Below are 21,790 nucleotides of genomic sequence, written 5' to 3' on the forward strand. Positions count from 1 at the left end.
CCCGATTACTTCGCCTTACGCCGCGCGGTGTTCGCGGCACTCTTTTCGGTGGCCTTGCCGTCATGGGCCAACTTTCCACCGGCGTTTTCCAGGTGCGCCCGGACAAACCACTGAAACTTCTCCAGTTGCGCGGCCTGGTCGATCAGGATGTCCTGGGTGACGCGGTCGAGGTCCTCGGTTTCGTCGATCGCGCTGCGGACGTCTTCGATGACGCCGTTGTAGACCAGGTCCAGCGCGGCCAGGTGCGCCTGGACGGTGTCGCGGCCGACCGAATAGTCGTCCCACCCGCGGTCATCGACGATCGCGCCCGGGGTCCCCTTCGGTGAAGCGCCCAGAGCCGCGATGCGCTCGGCGACGTCGTCGGCGAAATCACGTACCGCGTCGACCTGCGGGTCGATCATTTCGTGAACGCCAATAAAGTTGGGGCCCACCACATTCCAGTGAATGTGCTTCAGCGTCAGGTGCAGATCGTTGTAAGTGCTCAGTTGCTTCTGCAGCAGTTCGGCGATCCGCGCGCCCTGCTTGTCGGTCAATCCGGGAATGGTGAACTGAGTCATCCGTTACCCCCTGAAGTTCGCTTACACGTTCTTCGTCGGGTACCCAATGCCGTGATCGGTAACCACGGCGCAGGTGGCTGCGCTCAGAGCGAGCGGATGTTCTGCACCGGCAGTCGCGCGCCGCGGCGCGGTTCGTAGGCCAGTCCGCTGGCTTCGAGCACCCGCACCACCCGGTGCCGGTGGGGTCGCATCGGTTCCAGCAACTCGAGCATGGTGGCGTCGTCCACCGGGCGGCCCACCAGTGTCCAGCCGATCATCTTCGGAATGTGGTAATCGCCCAGCGACACCGCGTCGGCGTCGCCGAACGCGCGTTGCGCGGTCTCGGCAGCGGTCCACACCCCGACTCCGGGCAGTGACTGCAACGCCTCGCGGGCCTGCGCCGGCGGCTGGGACGCCAGCTTTTCCAGCGATGCCGCGCGTCGTGCGCAACTCACCACGGTCTGCGCCCGCCCCGGATCGACGTTGGCGCGGTGAAACTCCCAGGACGGAATGTAGCGCCACGCCTCAGCCGACGGCGGTACGCGCATCCCGGCCGGCGCCGGTCCGGGCGCCGGTGTGCCGTATTTGGTCACCAGGACGCGCCACGACCGAAATGCGTCGGCGCCCGGCACCCGCTGCTCGATGACCGCCGGGATCAGGGCTTCCAGCACCCGCTGGGTGCGGCCCAGGCGCAAATCCGGAACTCGCCGGTACGCGGCGGCCACCGTCGGATCCCGCGGCACGAAATCCGAGGCGTCGTCGTCGGCGCCCAGCATCGCGGGCAGCGTCTCAACGAATTCCTCGGCCCCCTCGCCCCAGGCCTCGCAGTGGGCGGTGTGGGGGGCCGTGCGGCTCAGGCGCGCGGCGACTGGTCCGCTGGACAGCATGCTGGTCCGCCAGATGGTGCCGTCACCAGCCACCCGGAAGCACGGATCGCGCGGACCCCGGCGAAGAGGCGCCAGCGTATGCCCGAAGCCGCCCGCTCCGGGGAACGTGACTGTGCGCTCGCTCTGCACTGTGCTGGCTCCGTCCCGATTGACCGGCAACAGTCTGCCAAGACAATATTGCGATGTGACGACGCCGTTCGATGACCCACAGGCAGAACTGGCCTGGATGTTCCTGCAGAGCCTGTCCGAGGGCGGCGATATCGAAGAAGGCCTGACTCTGCTCAGCGACGATTTCACCTACTGGAGCATCATCACCCGGGTGTGCTTCGACAAGGACACGTTTCGGCGAGCGATCGACACGCGCAAAGCCATTCTCGAGGTCAACATCGACTTGCTGCGCTGCATCAACGAGGGCGAGACGGTGGTGATCGAGGCGCAAGTCGAGGGCAGCACCCAGAGCGACATCAAGTACGAGACGCCGTTCGTCTGCATCTTCGAGACGAGGGACGGGCTGATCGTGTCGCTGCGTGAATACAGCGACACCCGATCGTTCGCCGAGGTGTTTCCTAGCCTGCTACAACGCTGATTTCGGCTTTGTTCGGGTAAAAGGCCACATGCCCGGCGATCGCCGCCACCGCCGGATAGGGCTCTTCGTAGGTCCAGATCACGTCGTCGACGGTGTCGCCGGCCGAGGTGGTCACGCTGTAGTAGCTGGCGTAACCCTTGAACGGGCAGTGGGTGCTGGTGTCGGTGCGGGTCAGCCGGTCCTGGACCACATCGCTAAACGGAATGTATTGCACCACAGGCAAAGTCGCTTCTCTTAATTCGAGCGCCGCGGCGGTGTCCGCGATCAGCTCGCCATTGACGCGAACCTGTACCCGGCCCTCGGTCGGTTCGATCGTGATCGGATGGCCGGCACTGGGCTCTTTGATTTCCGGATGGCTCATGATTCGCCTTTCTGTCGATGACAAGTTTCAACGTGACCGGTCGGGCAACATTCCCGTCAGAACGCATAGCGGTGGTACTGCGCCATCGTCCGCAACCCCGGCACCCGCGCCATCACCCTGCCCAGCCTGCGAAATGCCGGTGACACCAGGTCGAAGGTGTCGCTGTCGAACACCGATTCCCACGCCAACAGACGCACCCCGGGAACCGCGTCGAGGATGTCGGAGGGGGCGTTGATCCCCCAGTGCAGCCTCGATCCCGAACGGCGGACCACGCTGTTGGTCACCTGGGTGCGAATCCCCAAGGTGTTGAACGAGTCGAACTGCAGTTCGCCGGACGGGAAGCGGTCGACCACGCGCCGAAGCAGCGCCAGTCCGTCGTCCTTCGTCAGGTACATGGTCAGGCCCTCGCCGAGGAACAGGGTGGGTCGGTCGGCCGGGATCTCGGCGAGCCAGGACGGGTCGGTCACCGACGCCGGCAGCAGTTGACAGTTTGCCCGGGCCGGGTAAACCCGCTCCCGCAGCGCGACGACGTCGGGGTAGTCGATGTCGTACCACCGCACATCCGGACCCGGGTCCAGCCGATAGACGCGGGCGTCCAGGCCGCAACCGACGTGCAGCACGCTGACCGGGGTTTTCGCGGCGTCATGCACGGCCAGGAACTGGCGTGCCCAGTTGTCGAAGTGGGCGGTGCGGATGGCGACCGACGGCGCCCGCCGCGGGGTGATGGTCGTTTTGTGCCAGTCGTAATCGATCTGCGCCACAGCGGCTTTCGCGTAGTGATCGCCCAGGATCGATGGTTGGGCATCCGCGTCGAGCGCTTTGGCGTACAGCGTCGCGAGCATCGTCTGGGGCGGTCCGTCGAGTTCAACGTGAACGCGGTCCATTGGCGCCAGTCTATTCAGATCGGCGCGCTTCGCTTTTGTCGCTGGTCTTGCGCATCGCGGCCCAGAATCGGGCGGCCTCGCATATCGATTCCTCGACCGGGCGCGGCTGCCAGCCCAACTCCCGGACCGCCTTGCCGTGGTCGACGTCGGCTTCGGCGCGCATCATCCGGACCGACTCCAGGCTGAGTTCGGCGTCCTTCCTGGTGAGCCGTGCCCGCAGGCTGCCCAGCACAGCCAGGGCGTAGAGCACCGGCACCGAGATCGAGCGTTGCGGCGGCGGCATACCGGCCTCGTCCGCGGCCATCCGTACGACGTCCTTGATCGCGATCATGCGTTCGGAGATGAGGTAGCGCTCACCGTTGCGGCCGCGTTCGGCGGCCAGGATCATCGCGCTGGCGGCGTCGTCGACACCCACCACTTCCAGCTGGATGCCATTCATCTGGAACGGCAGCTTGCCGAACACCGCGCCGGCGATGAACGCGCCGTGCGGGGTGCGGCCCCAGTCGCCGCTGCCGTAGGTCGTCGAGACGCACATCGCGACGGCGGGCAGCCCATGCTCGGCGACGTAGCGCATCACCAAATCCTCGGCCTTGACCCGGGATTGGACGTAGGCGGTGACTCGCCGATCCGGAAGGATTCGGTCGGATTCGGTCGCCACCTGCCCGTGCCGGCGATCCACCGTCGCGTAGGTGCTGGTGAAGACGAACCTGTGCAGGTCTGCGGCTATCGATTTTTCAATGGCGACGTCGAGGACGTTACGCAGACCCTCCACGTTGGTGCGGAACAGCGGCGCCGGATCCTGCAGCCAGGCACGGGTGTCGACGACGCAGTAGTACACGTCGTCGCAGCCGTCCATCGCCGCACGAACGGTGGCGGTGTCGAACACGTCGCCTTGAAATCGAGTGACCTCCAGGTCGTCGATGCTGCGGGTGTTGGCGTTGGGCCGCACCATCACCCGCACCTGCGCGCCGTCCTCGACGAGCAGGCGGGTCACGTGTGAACCCAGAAAACCGTTGGCGCCGATGACCAACTTGGGTTTGGCGGTCACCCTGCGGTGCCGCCATACTGCTTCAGGAAATTCGCGGCGTCCTCGTCGAGGGTGCCGAATTCCTGGGCTTTGTGACACCACTTCAACGCGGCCTGCACGAAGCGCAGCGGGTTGTAGATGTCCTCCTGGCGGCGCCACTGGCCGTCGCCGGCGTAGGTGATGATCGAGATGTTGGTCGCGGTGATCACGCTGCCATCGCCGGGATCGCGCATCGGGTTGTCGAGTTCCATGATGATCCGCCCGGTCGGTTCGTCGATCACCGACCACAGTGACGGGAACGCCACCATGTGGCTGCCCGGGAAGGTCGTCATCGTTCGCTTGATCCAGGTGCGTACCTCGTCACGGCCGTGCATGGTGCCGGCGGCGTGCTCGATGTAGAGGACATCCGGTGTGTAGTGCTCGACCCAGGTGTCCCAATCGTGGGTTTCGGCTGCTCGGGCGACGGTCTGCTCGAACTTCTCGAAGGCTGCCGCCAGTTCGCTGCGGTGGAACTCCGGGCTGGTCACGAGCCGTTACACCTCACGGCCGGAGTGTAGCCTGGGGCATTATCCGATCCCGGCCCGGCTAGGAGGACGAACCATGACCAGCACTCAAAAAGCAATCCTTGCCGGCGGCTGCTTCTGGGGAATGCAGGACCTGATCCGCAAGCAGCCCGGGGTGGTCGCCACCCGGGTCGGCTACAGCGGCGGCGACGTTCCCAACGCGACCTATCGCAACCACGGCACCCATGCCGAGGCAATCGAGATCGTCTTCGACCCCGCCGTCACCGACTACCGCACCATCCTGGAGTTCTTCTTCCAGATCCACGATCCGACGACGAAGAACCGGCAGGGCAACGACCGGGGGCTGAGCTACCGGTCGGCCATCTTCTACCTCGACGACGAGCAGAAGCGCGTCGCGCTGGACACCACCGCCGATGTCGAGGCGTCCGGCCTGTGGCCCGGCAAGGTGGTGACCGAGGTCAGTCCGGCCGGGGATTTCTGGGAGGCCGAGCCCGAGCACCAGGACTACTTGGAGCGCTACCCCACCGGGTACACCTGCCACTATGTGCGACCCGGCTGGAAGCTGCCGCGACGGGCGAACGCGTAGCGGGAACGCCGAGCCCCGGCTCAGCGCCGGTGGACGACGACCCGCCCGCCGTCTTTCGGGATGAAGGCGACACCGCGGCAGTGCCACCGCTCACCGGGTGCCGCGGTGGTCTCAATGGTGAAGTGGCGCAATACCGTTCGTAGCACCACGTCCATCTCCATGTTGGCGAATGCGGCACCCACACAACGGCGGGTGCCGCCGCCGAAGGGGATCCAGGCGAATGCGGACGGCTTGCCGCCGATGTAACGCTGCGGGTCGAAACGCTCCGGGTTGGGAAAGACGTCGGGGTTGTCGTGTATCCGCCCGATGTGGATGATGATCGAATCTCCGCGCGGAATCGCCCACTCGCCCAGTTGATAGACCTCTGGGTAGACGCGACGGGCCGCGAAATCGATGACGGTCCTGGAACGCTGGACCTCCAGGATCGTCGCGTGCCGTAGCTCGCTGCCGTCGTTGTCGGCCTCCTCCACCAGGGCCGCCAGCAGATCCGGGTGCCGGGTTATCCGCTCGAACGCCCAGGCCAGCGTTGACCCTGTCGTTTCGTGCCCGGCCGCCAGCAAGGTGAGTAGTTCATCGCCAATGTCCTTGCGCGACATGACCGAACCGTCTTCGTAGGTGCTGCGCAGCATCAGCGCGAGCACGTCGGTGCGGTCGGCGAAGTTCGGGTCCGAGCGCTCGTGGTCGATCAGCTTGTCAATGACCGCGTCGTACTGGCGTCGATATTCGCCGAGCCGGCCCCACGGGGCGTACCGGCCGTAATTCCGTTGGGGTTTCGGCATGGCCGCCAGTCGCGAGCCCAGGGTGACCCACGGCGGGATCAGTCGACGCAGCTCGTCGAGTTCGGCACCGTCGGCGCCGAAGACCGCCCGCAAGATGGCGTTGAGGGTGATGTGCATCATCGATGGCAGCGTCGCGAACGGCTGGCCTTGCGGCCAGTTGGCCATCTCGCGCAGGGTCTCCTGTTCGATGATGTCCTCGTACTTCTTCATGTTCTTGCCGTGGAACGGCGGCGCCAGCAAGCGTCGCCGCCGACGGTGGTCATCGCCGTCCAGCGCGAACACCGAGCCGGAGCCGAACAACCGGCTCAGATTGGGCTGGATATTGCCGAGATCGTCTGGGCCGGTGGTGAAGATCTGCCTGGCCAGTTGCGGATCGCCGATCACCACGACGCGGCCGTAGATCGGGATGTTGAGCGTGAAGGCGTTGCCGTACCGACGCGACAGGTGTTGCATCATCCCCCGCCGCGACAGCGCAAAGCCCAGACCCTGCAGGATCTTCGGCAGCCGGGTCGCCGGGGGCAACCTGACGGCGGGGGCCGCCGGTGGGGCGGTGACTACATCGGTCATAGCGTTGGTGCTCCCAATATCTGCCTATCTGCCCCGAACCCGGGGTTTGGTACGACGGTGTACCGCGAGCCTTTCCAGGTACGGTACTCTGTGGTACCAAAGCTGACAAGGTCCAACCGAGGGGCGCGGTCGATGGCATCAGTGGCACCAGCAGCCGAAGAGGCGATCCAAGGCACAGCTGACCCGTTTCGGCTTCGCGTGCTCGAGGGCCTGGCCGAATCGATCCGTGAGCGTGGCTACCGCGCCACCACCGTCGCCGACATCGTCCGCAACGCCCGCACCTCGAAGCGCACGTTCTACGACCAGTTCGCCAGCAAAGAGGAATGCTTCCTGGAGCTGCTGCGGGCCGAGATCGCGATCATGGCCGAAGAGATCCGGGTTGCGGTTGACCCCGAAGCCGACTGGCACCAGCAGATTCGCCAGGCCGTGGAGGCTTACGTCGGCAATATCGAATCCCGGCCGGCCATCACGCTGAGCTGGATTCGAGTGCTCCCCTCGTTGGGCGACGTCGCTCGGCCCTACCAGCGTCAGGGCCTGGAGCTGCTGACGACCCTGCTGATCGACCTGAGCAGCAGTCCGGGGTTCCGGCGTGCCCACCTGCCGCCGTTGACGCCGCCGCTGGCGGTAATCCTGGTGGGGGGTCTGCGAGAACTGGTCGCGCTGGCCGTCGAGGACGGACGGCCCGTCCGGGAGATCGTCGGACCGGCGGTGGACGCGTCGGTCGCGTTGCTCGGGCCCCGTAGCTAGGAGGGGCCGGGCTAGGCTCGTCGCAGACCGTCAAATACTGGAGGACGTCACGATGCGCCTGTCGACCCGAAACCAGCTCAAGGGAACCATCACCGAGGTCAATCTCGGCAGCGTGATGGCAATCGTCAAGGTTCGGCTCGACGGCGGCGACCAGATCGTCACGTCCTCGGTCACCAAGGATGCCGCCGTCGAACTGGGGCTGGAGGTCGGTCAGCCGGCGACGGTGTTCATCAAGTCCACAGAAGTCACAATCGGGGTCGAGTAGCCGGCGACATGGCATCCACCATGCGCGCCGAGCGCTTCTACGCTGACACGAAAAAGGTTGCGCTGGAAGATGTTCCGATCCCCGAACCCGGGCCGGGCGAAGTTCTGGTCAAGGTCGCCTACTGCGGGATCTGTCACTCCGACCTGAGTTTGATCAACGGTACGTTCCCGGCCCAGGCACCGGTGGTGACGCAGGGCCACGAGGCATCGGGCACCATCGCGAAACTGGGCCCCGACGTCACCGACTGGGCCGAGGGCGACCGGGTCGTCGTCGCCGCCGGCCGGCCATGCCAGCAATGCCCCAACTGCCGTCGCGGTGACGTGGTGAACTGCCTGCGGGTCCAGTTGATGGCCTTCGCCTATGACGGCGCATGGGCCGAATACACCGTCGCGCAAGCGGCGGGCCTGACCCGCGTGCCGGACAACGTCCCGCTGCAACAGGCCGCGGTCCTGGCCGACGCGGTGTCGACGCCGTTCGGCGCGGTCGTCCGGACCGGGAAGGTGGCGATCGGGGAGTCGGTCGGGGTGTGGGGGGTCGGCGGCGTGGGCACTCACATCGTCCAGCTCGCGCGGTTGGTCGGTGCGGTACCGGTGATCGCCCTCGACATCAACCCGGCCGTGCTGGAGCGTGCGCTCGAAATCGGTGCCGACTGTGCGTTCGACTCCCGCGACGACGGGCTTCGGGACAAGATCGCCGAGGTCACCGGCGGCCGGATGTTGGATGTGGCCTTCGACGTCGTCGGCCTCAAGGTCACATTTGAGCAAGCCCTGGATAGCCTGACGTCCGGGGGCCGGCTGGTGGGTGTGGGAATGTCCGCCGAGGCGCCGACGGTTGGACCCACTGCCATGTTCGGGTTGACCCGCAAGCAGGTGCTCGGTCACCTGGGTTACCAGAACGTCGACATCGAGACCCTGGCAAAGCTGGTTTCGCTTGGGCGACTTGATCTTTCGCGGTCGATCAGCGAGATCGTGCCGCTCGAAGACGTCCAGTCGGGCATCGAGAAGCTGGAGCGCCAGGACGGCAACCCCATCCGCATCCTGGTCCAGCCCTAGTAGCGCGGACATCAGCGCACTCCGTGTTCAGCCAGCCTCTTGATCGCCGCCAGCGTCTTGTCGATCGCCGCCTCGAACTCCCGCAGCCGCACGAACACGATCTTTTCTTCCTTGTCGGGCATCGAGTCGATGGCCGCCGACAATCCGGAGCGGCCCGGTCCCAGCTGCGCCCAGTAACTCAGCGTGGTCCCGCCGTCGCGCGGGGTCAGCCGGAATCGCCATATCGCCGAGGGATTCTCGGAACCGCCGACTGCCCAAGCGAATTCACGTAACTCGTCACAGGCGACCACCTGCGAGGTGCTACTCCACCGTCCGTACGCGTCGTGTTCGTTGTGTCCGATAAAGCGGGCACCGAGCCGAGGCCCGGCAACACCGTCGGCCCACTCCACCGCCTGCAGCTCGTTGCTGAGGGTCGGCATCAAAGCGATGTCGGAGATCAGACTCCAGACTCTGGCGGGATCGGCGTCAATCCAGGTCGAGGCTTCTACCGTTGGGGTGTCCGCATAACGCGCGCCGGTCCATTCCACTTGCCCATTCTCCACCCGCTTAGCCCGGAGTGTCTCTCTCCGGGCTAAGCGGGTTTGCGGGCTCAGGCAGCGACGGGCAGCCGATCGACCACCTTGTCCCGGCCGCGGCGGGCGGCCCGGCGCTGCGACCACGAGTCGGGGACGGAGAGCCGAACGATCTTGCGAACCACGGTGCCGAACTGCTGCAGCAGCGGGCCCTTGTTGTAAGGGACGCCATAGCGTTCGCAGATCTCCTGCACCTCGGGCGCGACCTCCGCGTAGCGGCGGGCCGGCATGTCGGGGAACAGGTGGTGCTCGATCTGGTGCGACAGGTTGCCGGACATCACGTGGAAGAACTTGCCGCCGGTCAGGTTCGCAGAACCGAGCACCTGACGGAAGTACCACTGGCCACGGGACTCGTCCTTGGTCTCCTCGATGGTGAATTCCTGGGTGCCGTCCGGGAAGTGGCCGCAGAAGATGATCATGTAGGACCAGATGTTGCGCATCAGGTTGGCGGTGAGGTTGCCGGTGAAGACGAACGGCGCGAACGGGCCGGCCAGCAGCGGGAAGGCCACGTAGTCCTTGAGCGACTGCCGGCGGGTCTTCTTCCAGATCTCCCGCAGCGTCTCGCGCTTGTCGCGAAAGCTGATCTCACCGCGGCGGATCCGCTCGGTTTCCAGCTCGTGCAGCGCTACGCCGTACTGGAACAGCACCATCAGCAGGAACGCGTAGACCGGGTTGCCCAGGTAGTAAGGCGACCAGCGCTGGTCCTCGCTCATCCGGATGATGCCGTAGCCGATGTCGCGGTCCATCCCGACGATGTTGGTGTGGGTGTGGTGCATGTAGTTGTGCGAGTGGCGCCACTGGTCGGCCGGGCACGCCGTGTCCCACTCGAAGTCGCGGCCGGAGATCGTCGGGTCACGCATCCAGTCGTACTGACCGTGCATGATGTTGTGGCCGACCTCCATGTTGTCCAGGATCTTCGCGAAGCCCAGCATCGCGGTGCCGAGCAGCCAGGCCGGCGGCAGGAACAACAGTGCGCGTCCGCCGACTTCCAGGGCACGCTGGGCCTTGATGACCTTGCGGATGTACTGGGCGTCCTCTTCGCCGAGGTCGGCCATCACGCGTTCCTTGATGGCGTCGAGCTCGCGGCCGAAGGCGTCCGCCTGCTCCTTGGTCAGGGTGATCTTGTTCTGTGTCATGGCTTCTCCTCCAAACAACTAGGGCTCCTAGAGAGCGATTTCGACGTCGCCGACGGGGACGGTGACGCAGATCTGCACGTCTTCGTCGGGTCCGGTCGAGACTGCACCGGTGGTCAGATTGCGCACGGCGCCCGATTTCTTGCGTCGTGTGCAGGTGTGGCAGATGCCCATCCGGCATCCGTTTTGCGGTTTCAGGCCGGCCGATTCGGCCTGCTCGAGCAGCGAACGACCGTCATCGACGATGTCAACGGCGCTGTCCGCGAACGTGACTCGGCCGCCCGAGGGGTTCGCCGGCGGCTCGAACACCGGCGGTACGAAGCTTTCGGTGAACACGTTTGCACAGTGCTCCTTGACCGCCTCGACCAAAGCGGTTGGCCCGCAGACGAACACCGCATCAGGTGACGGCAGGGCCGCGGCCAGGTGCTCGGCCCCGAAGCGGCCGACGAGATCGCCGCCATTCGATCGGGTGTAGCCGTGCAACACCCGAACCCCGGGCATCGCGGCAAGTTCCTCGCGGTAGCCGGCCTCCTCGGGGGTGCGGGCATAGTGCACGAAGGCGATCTCGCCGGTATGTCCCTGGGCAACCAGCGTGCGCAGCATCGACATGACCGGCGTGATGCCGCTGCCGCCCGAGACGAACAGGATGCGGCGGGGCAGCTGCCCCGGCAACACGAAGTCACCGCCGACACCGTCAAGTCCCACCACCATGCCGCGACGGGCCCGCTCATACAGATAGGTCGAGACCAGGCCGCCATCGTGGTGGCCGATCGTCAGCTCGAGCTGGGCGCTGCCTTCGACGTTGGCAGGCGAATAGCACCGTGAGTGCATCCGGCCGTCGATTTCCACCGACACGTTGACGAACTGACCCGCCTTGACGGTGTTGCGGTTAGTGAACGCGGCGTTCGGAGCCAGCGTCAGCGTGACGCTGCGCGGTGTGGTCCGACGCACATCGACCACCTTGGCGCGGGCTTGGCCCAAGGTCCACGTCGGCGTCACAAGCTCGGTGTACCGGTCGACGCCGTGCGGGCCGGTGAGCAGGTCAACCAGGTCAGAACTCAGGACTCGCTTGGCGATCGTCCGAGTGAAAGTTTGAGTGAACATGTGTACACCGTTCCATCGTGCTGCGCAGGTGGTCAAGGGTTTCGGCAGCTCTGTGTTACGGTTCACATAGTGAACAGTCGTACTCCTAGCTCACACCCGCGGCGGTCAGGCAGTGACAGAGCCCGTGATAAAGGCCGGGAAAGTCGCTCTCGCGAGGAGCGTAAGGAGGCAACCCGGCGCTCGATCATCTCCGCGGCGCTCAAGCTGGTCAGCGACCGCAGCTTCAGCGGTCTGAGCCTACGGGAGGTGACTCGGGAGGTCGGGATCGTGCCCGCGGCTTTCTACCGTCATTTCGAGTCGATGGAGGCCCTCGGGCTGGTCCTGATCGACGAGTCGTTCCGCAGCTTGCGCGACACCCTGCGCGGAGCGCGCACCGGCAAGCTCGACCCGAGCCGGGTCATCGAGTCATCCGTCGAGATCCTGGTCGGCAGCGTCGCCGAGCAGCGCGAACACTGGCGATTCATCGCCCGGGAGCGTTCGACCGGACTTTCCGTGCTGCGCTACGCGATCCGCACCGAGATCCGGCTGATCGTCTCGGAGCTGGCCACCGACCTGGCCCGCTTTCCGGGGCTGAACGCTTGGAGCACAGAGGATCTCAACGTGCTGGCGAGCCTGTTCGTCAATGCGATGATCGCCACCGCCGAGGCGATCGAGGACGCCCAGAGCGCCGAAGCTCTGGAAGAGATTCAACGCATCGCCGTCAAGCAGCTGCGGATGATCGCGACCGGAGTGGCCGGCTGGCGAAGCCACCCCTGAGCCGGGATGGTCACCGGGGATCCCGCCACATCGGCCACATCGTCGGCCCACCGTCGGGCACGGTGATCTCACCGACGACGGTGAATCCGAAACGCTCGTAGTAGGGTACATTTTCGGGCTTGGAAGACTCGAGGTAGGCCGGACAGCATTCGGCGTCGCAGCGCTGCAGCCGCGACCGCATCAGCACCTGACCAAAACCCTGGCCGCGTACCGTCGGGTCACTGCCGATGGCGGCCAGATACCAGTGCGGCTCCTCAGGATGCGCGTGCTTCATCAGTTCGTGGATGCCGCGTGCCCGCGCCGACTGGAGGCCGAACACCCGGAAGAACATCGGTATCTGCGCCAGCTCGGCCCAGCGCGATTCCTGCCATCGATTCGGCGGATCCCACAGCGCGGCCGCACCGACGCCGAGCCCCGCACAAGCCACCTCCGCCCCTCCGCCGGCGAGATGATGGTGGCGAGTCGTCGCGGCGAACAACCGGGGCAGTTGCGCTCTGCGCACGTCGTCGTCCGGCAGGATCCACATCACCACCGGGTCGTCGTAGAACGCGCGCCCCATGGTCTGTGAAAGTTCGCGTATATCTGCTTTGTGCACCGGCCGTGCCTGCGGGTTCACCTCACTGACGTTAGAACGAGTAGTCACAGAAAGTCATCACCAAGCCGATCACCGAGGCATCCGAGGTGTGGTAGGCCGCGCGGCGGGTATTCGCTGCGGGTGACCGGTATCTCGAGGCGGACATTCGGCCGGCTGGCCGCCGGGGCCGGCGTACTGGGCGCGGGTGGGTTGTCCGGCGGCTGCGGAACACACCGCGGCGCACCGGCCGCGCCGCCCGCGTCGACCAAGAGCGTGGGAATTGCTTTGTCACACGAGCAATTCCGCACCGATCAACTCGTCGCACAGGCGAAAGCGGCCGAACAGGCCGGTTTTCGTTATCTGTGGGCCAGCGACCACCTGCAGCCGTGGCAGGACAACGAAGGGCATTCCATGTTTCCGTGGCTGACCCTGGCAGTGGTGGGCAACGGCACCAGCCGCATCTCGTTCGGCACCGGGGTGACCTGCCCCATCTACCGCTACCACCCGACCACAGTGGCCCAGGCGTTCGCCTCCCTGGCGATCCTGAGCCCCGGCCGGGTGTTCTTGGGGCTGGGCACCGGTGAGCGGCTCAACGAACAGGCCGCCACCAATACCTTCGGCAACTATGCCGAGCGCCACGACCGGCTGATCGAGGCCATCGCATTGATCCGGCAGCTGTGGAGCGGCGAGCGAATCTCGTTCTCGGGTCACTATTTTCAGACGAATTCTGTCAAGCTCTACGATCCCCCGCCCACGCCGCCACCGATCTTCGTCGCCGCCAGCGGACCCAAGAGTGCCGCGCTGGCCGGCCAGTACGGCGACGGCTGGATCATGCAAGCCCGCGACCTGAAGAACGCGAAACTGGTCGACGCCTTCGGCGCGGGTGCGCAGAAAGCCGGTCGCGATCCCGCCAAAATGGGCAAACGGGCCGAACTGTTTGCCGTCGTCGGCGACACCACCACCGCCGCCCGCGCCGCTTCGCTGTGGCGATTCACCGCCGGGGCCGTCGACCAGCCCAATCCGGTCGAGATCCAGCGGGCCGCCGAGTCGAACCCCTCCGAGAAGGTGCTGGCCAACTGGACGGTCGGCACCGACCCCGCGATCCACATTGGTGCGCTGCAAACGGTTCTGGACGCCGGAGCCGTGCCGTTTCTGCACTTCCCCCAGGACGACCCGATCGCCGCAATCGACTTCTACCGCGACAGCGTGTTACCCAAACTGCGCTGAACGTCAGCCGGGCCTGATGATCATCGGCAGCAGATAGTTCCGTACGTATGCGCGGGTGTCGTCGATGGTGGCGAGGTTGATGCTGGTGTGCGGCGTAACGATGAAGGACAGCGTGAGACGGGTGTGGAGTTCGGCGACGGTCCTGAGGTGGCGCTCTTCGTCGGGTGTGATGCGGGCGGTGCCGTAGACCTCGTCGCGCAGTTGAGCGGCGGAGTGGTCGGTCGCGAAATCGATGATGGCCCCCGCATCGACCGTCAGGCTGGGCAGGATGGTTTCCGGCTCGGTGCGCAACAACTTCTTGAGCAGGGTGTGTTCCCGCATGAAGGTCACGGTGAACACGGTGCTGTGGACCAGCCGGTCTTCCAGCGTGGTGCCGTGTGCGCGCGCCGCGCTGTCGCCGTCCAGATAGCGGCGTACTTCGGCGAGGACGACGGCGTCGATGAGTACGGCCTTGGTGGGGAAACGCCGGTACAGGGTGGCGCGGCCGACGCCGCTACGGCGGGCGACGTCTTCCATTGTGGTGCGGCGGAATCCGACGAGCTCGGCCTGTTCGAATGCGGCGCCTAGAATGCGGGTAGTGATCTCGTCGGGGTCCCGCAGTTGCGCGACAACGACCGGGTCGGGCGCGGCGAGTCGCCGTACGAACTCATCGGTTCGGGTCGAGGTCACTATCGGCCCCTTGCTCGCTCGGGTGGGTCGCCGTATCGTGGCAATTGAATCATAAGAGACATTGATTGTCTAAATGTCTCAAATGTCTCAGAAATGGCGGTAGCTATGGGTGTCGGGCTGTGGGCCAGATGGGTCGCCATGCACGGTGCACCCCGGGCGTTCATGGCCATTCGGGCGCGCCGAGGCGACCCGTTGGCCCGGTTTATCGCCAATCACGGGCGTGGTGGCGATCCGTACCCGCTGATGGAGGAGATCCGGGCGCGGGGCCCACTGGTACGCGCGCCGTTCACCTGGGTGAGCGTCGATCATTCGGTGTGCCGGGAAGTGATGCGGGACAAGCGGTTCGGTGTCACACCTCCGTCGGAGATGGATTTGCCGCGGCCGTTGCGAGCGCTGATCTCCCGGACCGACCCCGGCGTGCCCAACCCGGTCGAACCGCCCGCCATGGTCATCGTCAATCCACCCGACCACACGCACTATCGGCAGCTGGTGGCCCGAAGCTTCACCCCTCGCGCGATCGACAAGCTCAGCACCCGCGTCACCGAGGTCACCAGCGAGCTCATCGAGCGCATTGCGAACACGACTCATCCCGATCTGATCACCGATTTCGCGGCGCAACTGCCGGTTGCGATCATCGCCGACATTCTTGGCCTGCCGGCCGACACGCACCCGCGGCTGTTGCAATGGGGCCACAGCGGCGCTCCACTCTTGGACATCGGGATCGGCTGGCACACGTACCGGAACGCGATCGACGGCCTGCGCCGCGCCGATCAGGAACTACGTGAGCGCTTCGACCAGCTGCGCGCCGGTGAGCCGGGCGACAATCCGTTCAGCCGGCTGGCCGCGGACGGCACGCTCAGCGACCGCGAGCTCACCGCGAATGCCGCGCTACTGCTCGGCGCGGGCTTCGAGACCACGGTGAACCTGATCGGCAATGGCATCGTCGTGCTGCTGCAACATCCCGAACAGCTGGCGCGGTTGCGCGACGACCCCGATTTGTGGCCCGCCGCCGTCGAGGAAATCCTGCGGCTGGAAAGCCCGGTACAAATGACCGCGCGAACCGCGATGTGCGACGCCGAGATCGCCGGACACGACATCGCGGCCGGCGACATGGTGGCCCTGCTGCTCGGCGGCGCCAACCGCGACCCGCGCATGTTCACCGATCCCAGCGGCTTCGATATCGGCCGGCCAAACGCACGCGAGCACTTGGCATTCGCCTCGGGTGTGCACGCCTGCCTCGGCGCCGCGCTGGCGCGTATCGAGGGTGCCACCGCATTGCGCATGCTCTTCGAAGCATTTCCCGATCTCGACCTCACCGCGGAGCCACAGCGACGGGGGCTGGTCAATCTACGCGGCTACACGCGGCTGCCGGCGCAGCTGGGCAGCAGGAGGACACCGGTCGCCGCCGGCTGAGGCTTGCCCTAAAACATTACGCGTGTAATTATTTTTCATGCCTTACGACCGCGCCGAGTTCGATGAGTTCTGGAACGACTGGCTCGAGGTGAATCGCCGGGCGCAGGACTCCGGCGACTGGGGCGTGATGGCCGACTTCTACGAGCCCGACGCCAGCTACGGATGGTCCTATTCGCCGACCGACCAATTCATGGCCAACGGGCGCGAGGAGATCCGCGAAATAGCCCTGGGCACCGAGATGCTGGGCTTCCAGGGCTGGATCTACCCTTACCAGACAGTGCTTTTCGACGACCGGTCCGGACAGGCGTTCGGGCTGTGGCGGCAGCTGTCCACCTTCACCTCGCCCAGCGGCGACCCCTACGAGATTCAGGGCCTGGGCGGCAGCTGGTTCCAGTACAGCGGACACCGCAGCTGGTCCTGGCAGCGCGACATCTTCGACGTCGGAATGGCCACCGCCGCAATGCTCGACATCCTGCGCGACGGCAAGAACTCGCCGGAGCTCGACGCGCGGATGGCCGCCATCCGTTCCGGCAAGCAGCCGGGTCACTACGGCTCGATGGCCGAGATGAGCGCGCCGCTGTGGCCGATACCGACCTCGCTGACATGAGGCGGGTCATTCAGTACTCGACCGGCAACGTCGGACGTCACGCGCTGCGCATGCTGATCGAGCGGCCCGACTTCGAACTGGTCGGCGTGCACGCATCCAGTCCGGACAAGGTGGGCCGCGACGCCGCCGCGCTGTGCGGCCTCCCGGACACGACGGGCATTGTGGCCACCGACGATGCCGAGGCCCTGCTCGCGCTGAACGCCGACTGCGTCGTCTACACCTCGCAGGCCGAAACCCGGCCAATGCAAGCGCTCGACGAGATCGCCCGTTTTCTGCGGTCCGGCACCAACGTCGTCGGCTCGTCGTTCGTGTGGATGGTCGCTCCCGAACAGGCGGGCGACTGGTTACGCGAACCGCTGCAGCAGGCGTGTGCCGACGGCGACACGACGCTGTATATCAACGGCGTAGACCCCGGCTACTCGGGCGACACCCTGGCCTACACCGCATTGAGCCTGGCCGAACGCGCCGCCAGCATCACGGTGCAGGAGCTCTGCGACTACGCCAGTTACGACGACGCCGAATTCACCGGTGTCAGTTTCGGTTTCGGCACCAGCCCGGATCACACTCCGGTGATGTTCCGGCCCGGCGTGCTGACCTCGATGTGGGGTGTGCAGGTGCGCAGCCTGGCGCAGGACCTGGGCATCGAACTCGACGAGATCCGTGAGCGCTGCGAGAAGTGGGTGACGCCCGAACCGATCGATTGCGTCATGATGCACGTCGACCCCGGGCAGGTCGCCGCCGTCCGGTTCGGCGTCGAGGGTCTGCGGGACGGCGAGGTCGTCATCACCATGGAGCACGTCAACCGCCTCGGCCCCCAAACCGCACCGGACTGGGCGTATCCGCCGGACGGCCGGCTGGGTGTGCACCGCGTCGTCGTCACGGGCAGTCCGGGCGTCGAAATCAACACGCATCTGGGTGGCGAGATCGACCACAACGAGGGCGGCGTGATCGCGACCGCGGCGCGGGTGGTCAACCTGATCGACACGGTGTGCCGCGCTCCGAGCGGCATCCTGGCCGCCCACGACCTCCGGGCGCTCGACCACGTCCGCGGCGTCATGTGGTGATCCTGTTCTCATCGCGCCCGTCCCCGCGCGCCGAGCGTGTTCTGAGGGCGAAATTTCGGCCGATTTTTCGCCCTCAGAGCACATTCGACGCAGCGGCCGCATGACGGCTCCGCGCCGGCCGGCCACCGGCAGTCAGGCGCGCGCCGAGCGCAGCCGTCAAGCCGTCATCGACGAAACCGTGCGCTACATCCTGGAAGAGGGATTCGCCCCGCCCAGCATGCGGCAGATCACCGAGCGTGCGGGACTGACCTGGGGCGTCGTTCAGTATCACTTCGGCGACCTGGACGGCATCTTGATGGCGGTGGTGGACAAGGGATTCGGGGAACTGCTGCAGACCCTCGACGCGCTGCCCGCGCGCGCGGCGACGGTCAGCGACGAGCAGCGTCCGGCATTCATCGTGGACGCGGTCTGGCAGGCATTCTCCAGTCCGACGTCGATGGCCGCCCTGGAGATCCTGATCGCCACCCGCGGCGCGCGCACCTCCTCGGCCAACGCTCATCTGGCTGCAATGACCAAGCGACTCACCGAAATCGGCCGGCACCTCGGCACCGACCTGCCGCCGTCGGCCGCCGGCCGCCTGGGCAACCTCATCTGGGCCACCATCCGCGGGCTGGTAGCGGTGCAGCTGACCTGGCCAGAGCCGTTGGACAGCACCCGCGACCGCCAGATGCTGGTCGAGGTCATCACCGCGTATCTGGCCGAGCAGCAAAACGATTAACCGCACCGGACTGTGTCGAGATCGCCGTGGCCGCACACCGCGTCGATCAGTTGCCGTGAGCCGCTGACCCGGGTGGCGCACAGGTCGTAATCGGTGTAGACCAGCCAGGAGCGATCTGCGGGCCAAAAGTTGTTTGGTGTCAACCCGGTGCCGCGCTGGGACCTCACCAGCGCGGGCAGGTCGCGAAGGTCGCCGGTGTACACGACGACGTCGCCGGCCATGGCGACCGCCCCGTAGTAGAAGCCGCAATTGCGTATCGCCTCGGCCGCGGTGTGCCGGCTCAGCACCTCGATCAGCGCAATCAGGCTGGCCGCGTCCAGCGACCCCTCCGAGGGAGGCAAAATGCTTACCGGCCAACTGGATTGCTTCCTGCGGGCCACTTGTGGCCAACTCGCAAACGGCATGACACGGGGGTCGGCCCAGTCGGCGTGCGGAGTGAAACGCTGGTCGGGCCATCTGCCATCGACCGCCCAGAACCCGAAGCCATCCCGGCGGCCGAGGTCGGCCCAGCTCAATCGTCGCCAAGGCGGTCCCGGTTCCTCGGCGAACCCCAGCCCGACCCCCGTGGTGATCGTGTGCGCGTCGAGGTTGACGTCGCCAACCATGGCGGGTTCGGTCAGCCCGGCTTCGATTTGAAGGTGGTGCACCTCGTGATGAGTGAGATTGTCCGGAACGTCTGACCGCTCGTACATGGCGTTCAGCACCCATGCCGCGGCCGCCCATCCCTGGGCGGGGTCATAGCCGGCGCATCCGTCCGGCGACGGCCAGGTACCGCCGCTCACCCAGCGCATCTGCTCGGCAAACGCGTCGCCTTCGAGCTTGTGCATCATTCCGGCTGGCCCCAGTAGCCCGCCATGAGTTCGGTCGCCCAGGCGGGCTGTCGCACGTCGCCGCGGGGGCCGAACTCTTTGAGGTATGGCTTGATGTCGACAACCGGCGTCCCGTCGATGGCGTCGAGGCCGCGCACCGCGATCTCGCGGCCTTGCACGCTGAGCAGCGCACAGGTGGTGACCCCGAGCCGGTTGGGGCGGTTCTTGGCGCGCTGGGCGAAAATGCCCACCTCGGGCCAGTCGGGATTGCCGCGCGGACGGCGCGCACCGACTGCGACGCTGCCGGCGTCGACGCGGTCGAAGACATACACGACCTCGATGTGCGAGAAGCCGTCGAGCCCCCACAGCGCCGACTCGTCGAACTCGTCAGATAGCCGGATCACCGTCGCTTCGGCGTCCCAGTCGTCATCGACCGGAACCGTACGGGTGCTGTGCACTGTCGCGACCGGAACGATCCGGATATCCATGTCACTGGACTGTAAGGCACGGCCTCCGTGTAGCGTCCGAGGCCATGCCATCCCGGAAAGCCATCGCAGAGACCGTCAATCGCTATCTGGAGCTCGTTGCCACCGGCAGAGCTGACGACGTCGTGACCCTCTATGCCGCCGACGCCACCATCGAGGATCCGATCGGATCGGACATCCAGCGCGGCCACGACGCGATCCACCAGTTCTACGCAAACTTCCAAGACGCCAAGAAAGACACCGAACTCGCGGAACTGCGTATCGGCGGCAGCGAAGCGGCGTTTTTCTGGCACCTCACGCTCGACGCCGGCGAAAGCCGCACCCGCATCTCGCCGATCTCGGTGATGACGTTCGACGAGGACGCCAAGATCACGTCGATGCGGGCGTTCTGGTCGCCCTCCGACGTTCAGGCCGTCTAGAAAGCACGGCCCTTACGATGGAGTGACTCCATCAAACAAAGCCGGCGCGATGCTGCGCCGGGGAACGGTTGGCCGACGGTGTGGGACTTCGAAACTGACCCGGAATACCAGGCGAAGCTGGACTGGGTCGAAAAATTCATGGTCGACGAACTCGAGCCGCTCGATCTGGTCGCTCTTGATCCTTACGACAAGAAAAACTCCGAGATGATGGCGATCCTGCGGCCGTTGCAGCAGCAGGTGAAGGACCAGGGATTGTGGGCCGCCCATCTGCGGCCCGAGCTCGGCGGCCAGGGCTTTGGCCAGGTCAAGCTCGCGCTACTCAACGAAATCCTGGGCCGTTCGCGGTGGGCACCGTCGGTGTTCGGCTGCCAGGCACCCGACTCGGGCAATGCCGAGATCCTGGCGCTGTTCGGCACCGAAGAGCAAAAGGCCCGCTACCTGCAGCCGTTGCTCGACGGCGAAATCACCTCGTGCTATTCGATGACCGAGCCGCAGGGTGGTTCTGATCCCGGCATGTTCGTCACGGCCGCAACCCGCGACGGAGACGATTGGATCATCAACGGGGAGAAGTGGTTTTCCAGCAACGCCAAGCACGCGTCGTTCTTCATCGTCATGGCCGTCACCAACCCCGAGTCGCGTACCTACGACAAGATGTCGCTGTTCATAGTTCCGGCCGAGACCCCGGGCATCGAGATCGTGCGCAACGTCGGCGTCGGAGGCGACTCCGCGAAGCACGCCAGCCACGCCTACGTCCGCTACCACAATGTCCGGGTACCTGCCGACCACGTGCTGGGCGGTGAGGGCCATGCCTTCATGATCGCCCAGACCCGCCTGGGCGGCGGCCGGATTCATCACGCGATGCGCACAATTGCACTGGCCCGCAAGGCGTTTGACATGATGTGCGAGCGTGCGGTGTCGCGGCAGACCAGGCACGGGCGGTTGGCCGACTACCAGATGACCCAGGAGAAGATCGCCGACAGCTGGATTCAGATCGAACAGTTCCGGTTGCTGGTACTACGCACCGCGTGGCTGATCGACAAGCACGACGACTACCAGAAGGTCCGCCGCGACATCGCGGCCGTGAAGGTCGCGATGCCCCAGGTGCTGCACGACGTGGCGCAGCGGGCCATGCACCTGCACGGCGCGCTCGGCGTCTCCGACGAGATGCCGTTCGTCAAGATGCTGGTGGGTGCCGAGTCGCTGGGCATCGCCGACGGCGCGACGGAGCTGCACAAGATGACGGTGGCGCGCCGCACGCTGCGTGAATATCAGCCTGTGACAACGCCTTTCCCGTCGCAGCACATCCCGACCCGGCGGGCCGAAGCCCAGGCCCGGCTGGCCGAACGGCTCGAACACGCGATCGCCGAATACTGAGAAATGCCTGGCCTCGAGGGCAGCCAGACCGGCGAGCAGACGCGGAATCGCATTTTTCGAGCCCG

27 protein-coding genes are annotated in these 21,790 nt (G+C 65.9%); 13 read left to right on the forward strand and 14 right to left on the reverse strand.

The genetic code is table 11. The features are described 5' to 3' along the window. Window positions 1-5: 5 nt before the first annotated feature. Together dps and VML93_RS07695 are read right to left on the reverse strand one after the other, a co-directional pair. Window positions 6-557 (reverse strand): DNA starvation/stationary phase protection protein Dps, encoded by a 552-nt coding sequence (gene dps, locus VML93_RS07690; RefSeq protein WP_325609291.1) that lies wholly within the window; start codon window positions 555-557, stop codon window positions 6-8. Between the two features lie 83 nt (window positions 558-640). Next, window positions 641-1,552: a DNA-3-methyladenine glycosylase 2 family protein gene (locus VML93_RS07695; protein ID WP_325609293.1), complete on the reverse strand. Its 912-nt coding sequence runs from the start codon at window positions 1,550-1,552 to the stop codon at window positions 641-643. Between the two features lie 97 nt (window positions 1,553-1,649). Here VML93_RS07695 and VML93_RS07700 point away from each other — a divergent pair, with 97 nt between their 5' ends. Next, window positions 1,650-2,009 (forward strand): nuclear transport factor 2 family protein, encoded by a 360-nt coding sequence (locus VML93_RS07700; RefSeq protein WP_325609338.1) that lies wholly within the window; start codon window positions 1,650-1,652, stop codon window positions 2,007-2,009. On the opposite strand, the gene VML93_RS07705 is transcribed toward VML93_RS07700, so the two are convergent. From VML93_RS07705 to VML93_RS07720, 4 genes are read right to left on the reverse strand one after another with little or no spacing between them, the layout of a single operon-like run. Continuing rightward, window positions 1,990-2,370, reverse strand: a complete 381-nt coding sequence (locus VML93_RS07705; RefSeq protein ID WP_325609295.1) for a DUF427 domain-containing protein — start codon at window positions 2,368-2,370, stop codon at window positions 1,990-1,992. The two genes, VML93_RS07700 and VML93_RS07705, sit on opposite strands and share 20 nt — an antisense overlap. A 56-nt stretch (window positions 2,371-2,426) precedes the next feature. Beyond that, window positions 2,427-3,254, reverse strand: a complete 828-nt coding sequence (locus tag VML93_RS07710) for a class I SAM-dependent methyltransferase (RefSeq protein ID WP_325609297.1) — start codon at window positions 3,252-3,254, stop codon at window positions 2,427-2,429. Window positions 3,255-3,264: 10 nt separating this feature from the next. Further along, complete coding sequence (locus VML93_RS07715) at window positions 3,265-4,302, reverse strand: NAD-dependent epimerase/dehydratase family protein (protein ID WP_325609298.1); 1,038 nt, start codon at window positions 4,300-4,302, stop codon at window positions 3,265-3,267. Then, the gene (locus VML93_RS07720) at window positions 4,299-4,808 is read right to left on the reverse strand and encodes a nuclear transport factor 2 family protein (RefSeq protein ID WP_325609299.1); all 510 of its coding nucleotides are present in this window, start codon (window positions 4,806-4,808) and stop codon (window positions 4,299-4,301) included. The genes VML93_RS07715 and VML93_RS07720 overlap by 4 nt, the downstream gene beginning before the upstream one ends. Before the next feature lie 73 nt (window positions 4,809-4,881). Between VML93_RS07720 and msrA the strand changes: the two genes are divergently transcribed. Then, complete coding sequence (msrA, locus tag VML93_RS07725; RefSeq protein WP_325609301.1) at window positions 4,882-5,391, forward strand: peptide-methionine (S)-S-oxide reductase MsrA; 510 nt, start codon at window positions 4,882-4,884, stop codon at window positions 5,389-5,391. 20 nt (window positions 5,392-5,411) lie between these two features. Here the strand turns inward: msrA and VML93_RS07730 are convergent, their stop codons facing one another. Next, window positions 5,412-6,737, reverse strand: a complete 1,326-nt coding sequence (locus tag VML93_RS07730) for a cytochrome P450 (RefSeq protein WP_325609302.1) — start codon at window positions 6,735-6,737, stop codon at window positions 5,412-5,414. 132 nt (window positions 6,738-6,869) lie between these two features. Between VML93_RS07730 and VML93_RS07735 the strand changes: the two genes are divergently transcribed. From VML93_RS07735 to VML93_RS07745, 3 genes are read left to right on the forward strand one after another with little or no spacing between them, the layout of a single operon-like run. Beyond that, a complete protein-coding gene (locus VML93_RS07735) occupies window positions 6,870-7,484 on the forward strand; it encodes a helix-turn-helix domain-containing protein (RefSeq protein WP_325609304.1) in 615 nt (204 codons plus the stop codon). 52 nt (window positions 7,485-7,536) lie between these two features. Then, complete coding sequence (locus VML93_RS07740) at window positions 7,537-7,749, forward strand: TOBE domain-containing protein (protein ID WP_325609306.1); 213 nt, start codon at window positions 7,537-7,539, stop codon at window positions 7,747-7,749. An 8-nt stretch (window positions 7,750-7,757) separates the two neighbouring features. After that, on the forward strand, window positions 7,758-8,801 hold the full coding sequence (locus VML93_RS07745; RefSeq protein WP_325609308.1) for a zinc-binding dehydrogenase: 1,044 nt from the start codon (window positions 7,758-7,760) through the stop codon (window positions 8,799-8,801). 11 nt (window positions 8,802-8,812) lie between these two features. Here VML93_RS07745 and VML93_RS07750 read toward each other — a convergent pair whose 3' ends face one another. From VML93_RS07750 to VML93_RS07760, 3 genes are all read right to left on the reverse strand, one after another. Further along, on the reverse strand, window positions 8,813-9,328 hold the full coding sequence (locus tag VML93_RS07750; protein ID WP_325609310.1) for an SRPBCC family protein: 516 nt from the start codon (window positions 9,326-9,328) through the stop codon (window positions 8,813-8,815). 62 nt (window positions 9,329-9,390) lie between these two features. Next, window positions 9,391-10,509 (reverse strand): acyl-CoA desaturase, encoded by a 1,119-nt coding sequence (locus VML93_RS07755; RefSeq protein ID WP_325609312.1) that lies wholly within the window; start codon window positions 10,507-10,509, stop codon window positions 9,391-9,393. A gap of 27 nt (window positions 10,510-10,536) precedes the next feature. Further along, the gene (locus tag VML93_RS07760; RefSeq protein WP_325609314.1) at window positions 10,537-11,610 is read right to left on the reverse strand and encodes a ferredoxin reductase; all 1,074 of its coding nucleotides are present in this window, start codon (window positions 11,608-11,610) and stop codon (window positions 10,537-10,539) included. A gap of 69 nt (window positions 11,611-11,679) precedes the next feature. Between VML93_RS07760 and VML93_RS07765 the strand changes: the two genes are divergently transcribed. After that, window positions 11,680-12,366 carry a TetR family transcriptional regulator gene (locus VML93_RS07765; protein ID WP_325609316.1) on the forward strand — a complete coding sequence of 229 codons (687 nt, stop codon included), beginning with the start codon at window positions 11,680-11,682 and terminating at the stop codon, window positions 12,364-12,366. A 10-nt stretch (window positions 12,367-12,376) separates the two neighbouring features. Here VML93_RS07765 and VML93_RS07770 read toward each other — a convergent pair whose 3' ends face one another. After that, window positions 12,377-12,982, reverse strand: coding sequence for a GNAT family N-acetyltransferase (locus VML93_RS07770; RefSeq protein ID WP_325609340.1), 606 nt, complete (start codon window positions 12,980-12,982; stop codon window positions 12,377-12,379). A 99-nt stretch (window positions 12,983-13,081) separates the two neighbouring features. On the opposite strand from VML93_RS07770, the gene VML93_RS07775 reads away from it, so the two are divergent. Continuing rightward, a complete protein-coding gene (locus VML93_RS07775; RefSeq protein ID WP_325609318.1) occupies window positions 13,082-14,167 on the forward strand; it encodes a F420-dependent hydroxymycolic acid dehydrogenase in 1,086 nt (361 codons plus the stop codon). Window positions 14,168-14,170: 3 nt separating this feature from the next. On the opposite strand, the gene VML93_RS07780 is transcribed toward VML93_RS07775, so the two are convergent. Then, window positions 14,171-14,836, reverse strand: coding sequence for a helix-turn-helix domain-containing protein (locus VML93_RS07780; protein ID WP_325609320.1), 666 nt, complete (start codon window positions 14,834-14,836; stop codon window positions 14,171-14,173). Between the two features lie 105 nt (window positions 14,837-14,941). Between VML93_RS07780 and VML93_RS07785 the strand changes: the two genes are divergently transcribed. The 4 genes from VML93_RS07785 to VML93_RS07800 all read left to right on the forward strand — a co-directional run bounded on the left by VML93_RS07785 (window position 14,942) and on the right by VML93_RS07800 (window position 18,638). Continuing rightward, a complete protein-coding gene (locus VML93_RS07785; protein WP_325609342.1) occupies window positions 14,942-16,249 on the forward strand; it encodes a cytochrome P450 in 1,308 nt (435 codons plus the stop codon). Between the two features lie 37 nt (window positions 16,250-16,286). After that, window positions 16,287-16,856: a nuclear transport factor 2 family protein gene (locus tag VML93_RS07790; RefSeq protein ID WP_325609322.1), complete on the forward strand. Its 570-nt coding sequence runs from the start codon at window positions 16,287-16,289 to the stop codon at window positions 16,854-16,856. Further along, window positions 16,853-17,920 carry a dihydrodipicolinate reductase gene (locus tag VML93_RS07795; RefSeq protein WP_325609324.1) on the forward strand — a complete coding sequence of 356 codons (1,068 nt, stop codon included), beginning with the start codon at window positions 16,853-16,855 and terminating at the stop codon, window positions 17,918-17,920. Before VML93_RS07790 ends, VML93_RS07795 begins: the two co-directional genes overlap by 4 nt. A 100-nt stretch (window positions 17,921-18,020) precedes the next feature. Continuing rightward, on the forward strand, window positions 18,021-18,638 hold the full coding sequence (locus tag VML93_RS07800; RefSeq protein WP_325609326.1) for a TetR/AcrR family transcriptional regulator: 618 nt from the start codon (window positions 18,021-18,023) through the stop codon (window positions 18,636-18,638). Here VML93_RS07800 and VML93_RS07805 read toward each other — a convergent pair. Continuing rightward, window positions 18,635-19,465 (reverse strand): hypothetical protein, encoded by an 831-nt coding sequence (locus VML93_RS07805; protein WP_325609328.1) that lies wholly within the window; start codon window positions 19,463-19,465, stop codon window positions 18,635-18,637. The two genes, VML93_RS07800 and VML93_RS07805, sit on opposite strands and share 4 nt — an antisense overlap. Next, entirely contained in the window at window positions 19,465-19,935 is a 471-nt protein-coding gene (gene tsaA / locus VML93_RS07810; protein ID WP_325609330.1) for a tRNA (N6-threonylcarbamoyladenosine(37)-N6)-methyltransferase TrmO, read from the reverse strand. Before tsaA ends, VML93_RS07805 begins: the two co-directional genes overlap by 1 nt. A 44-nt stretch (window positions 19,936-19,979) precedes the next feature. On the opposite strand from tsaA, the gene VML93_RS07815 reads away from it, so the two are divergent. Next, the gene (locus tag VML93_RS07815) at window positions 19,980-20,351 is read left to right on the forward strand and encodes a nuclear transport factor 2 family protein (RefSeq protein ID WP_325609332.1); all 372 of its coding nucleotides are present in this window, start codon (window positions 19,980-19,982) and stop codon (window positions 20,349-20,351) included. A 78-nt stretch (window positions 20,352-20,429) separates the two neighbouring features. Beyond that, entirely contained in the window at window positions 20,430-21,725 is a 1,296-nt protein-coding gene (locus VML93_RS07820) for an acyl-CoA dehydrogenase family protein (protein WP_325609334.1), read from the forward strand. The last annotated feature ends 65 nt before the right edge of the window (window positions 21,726-21,790 follow it).

This window comes from Mycobacterium sp. (assembly GCF_035499775.1).
Taxonomy (GTDB): domain Bacteria; phylum Actinomycetota; class Actinomycetes; order Mycobacteriales; family Mycobacteriaceae; genus Mycobacterium.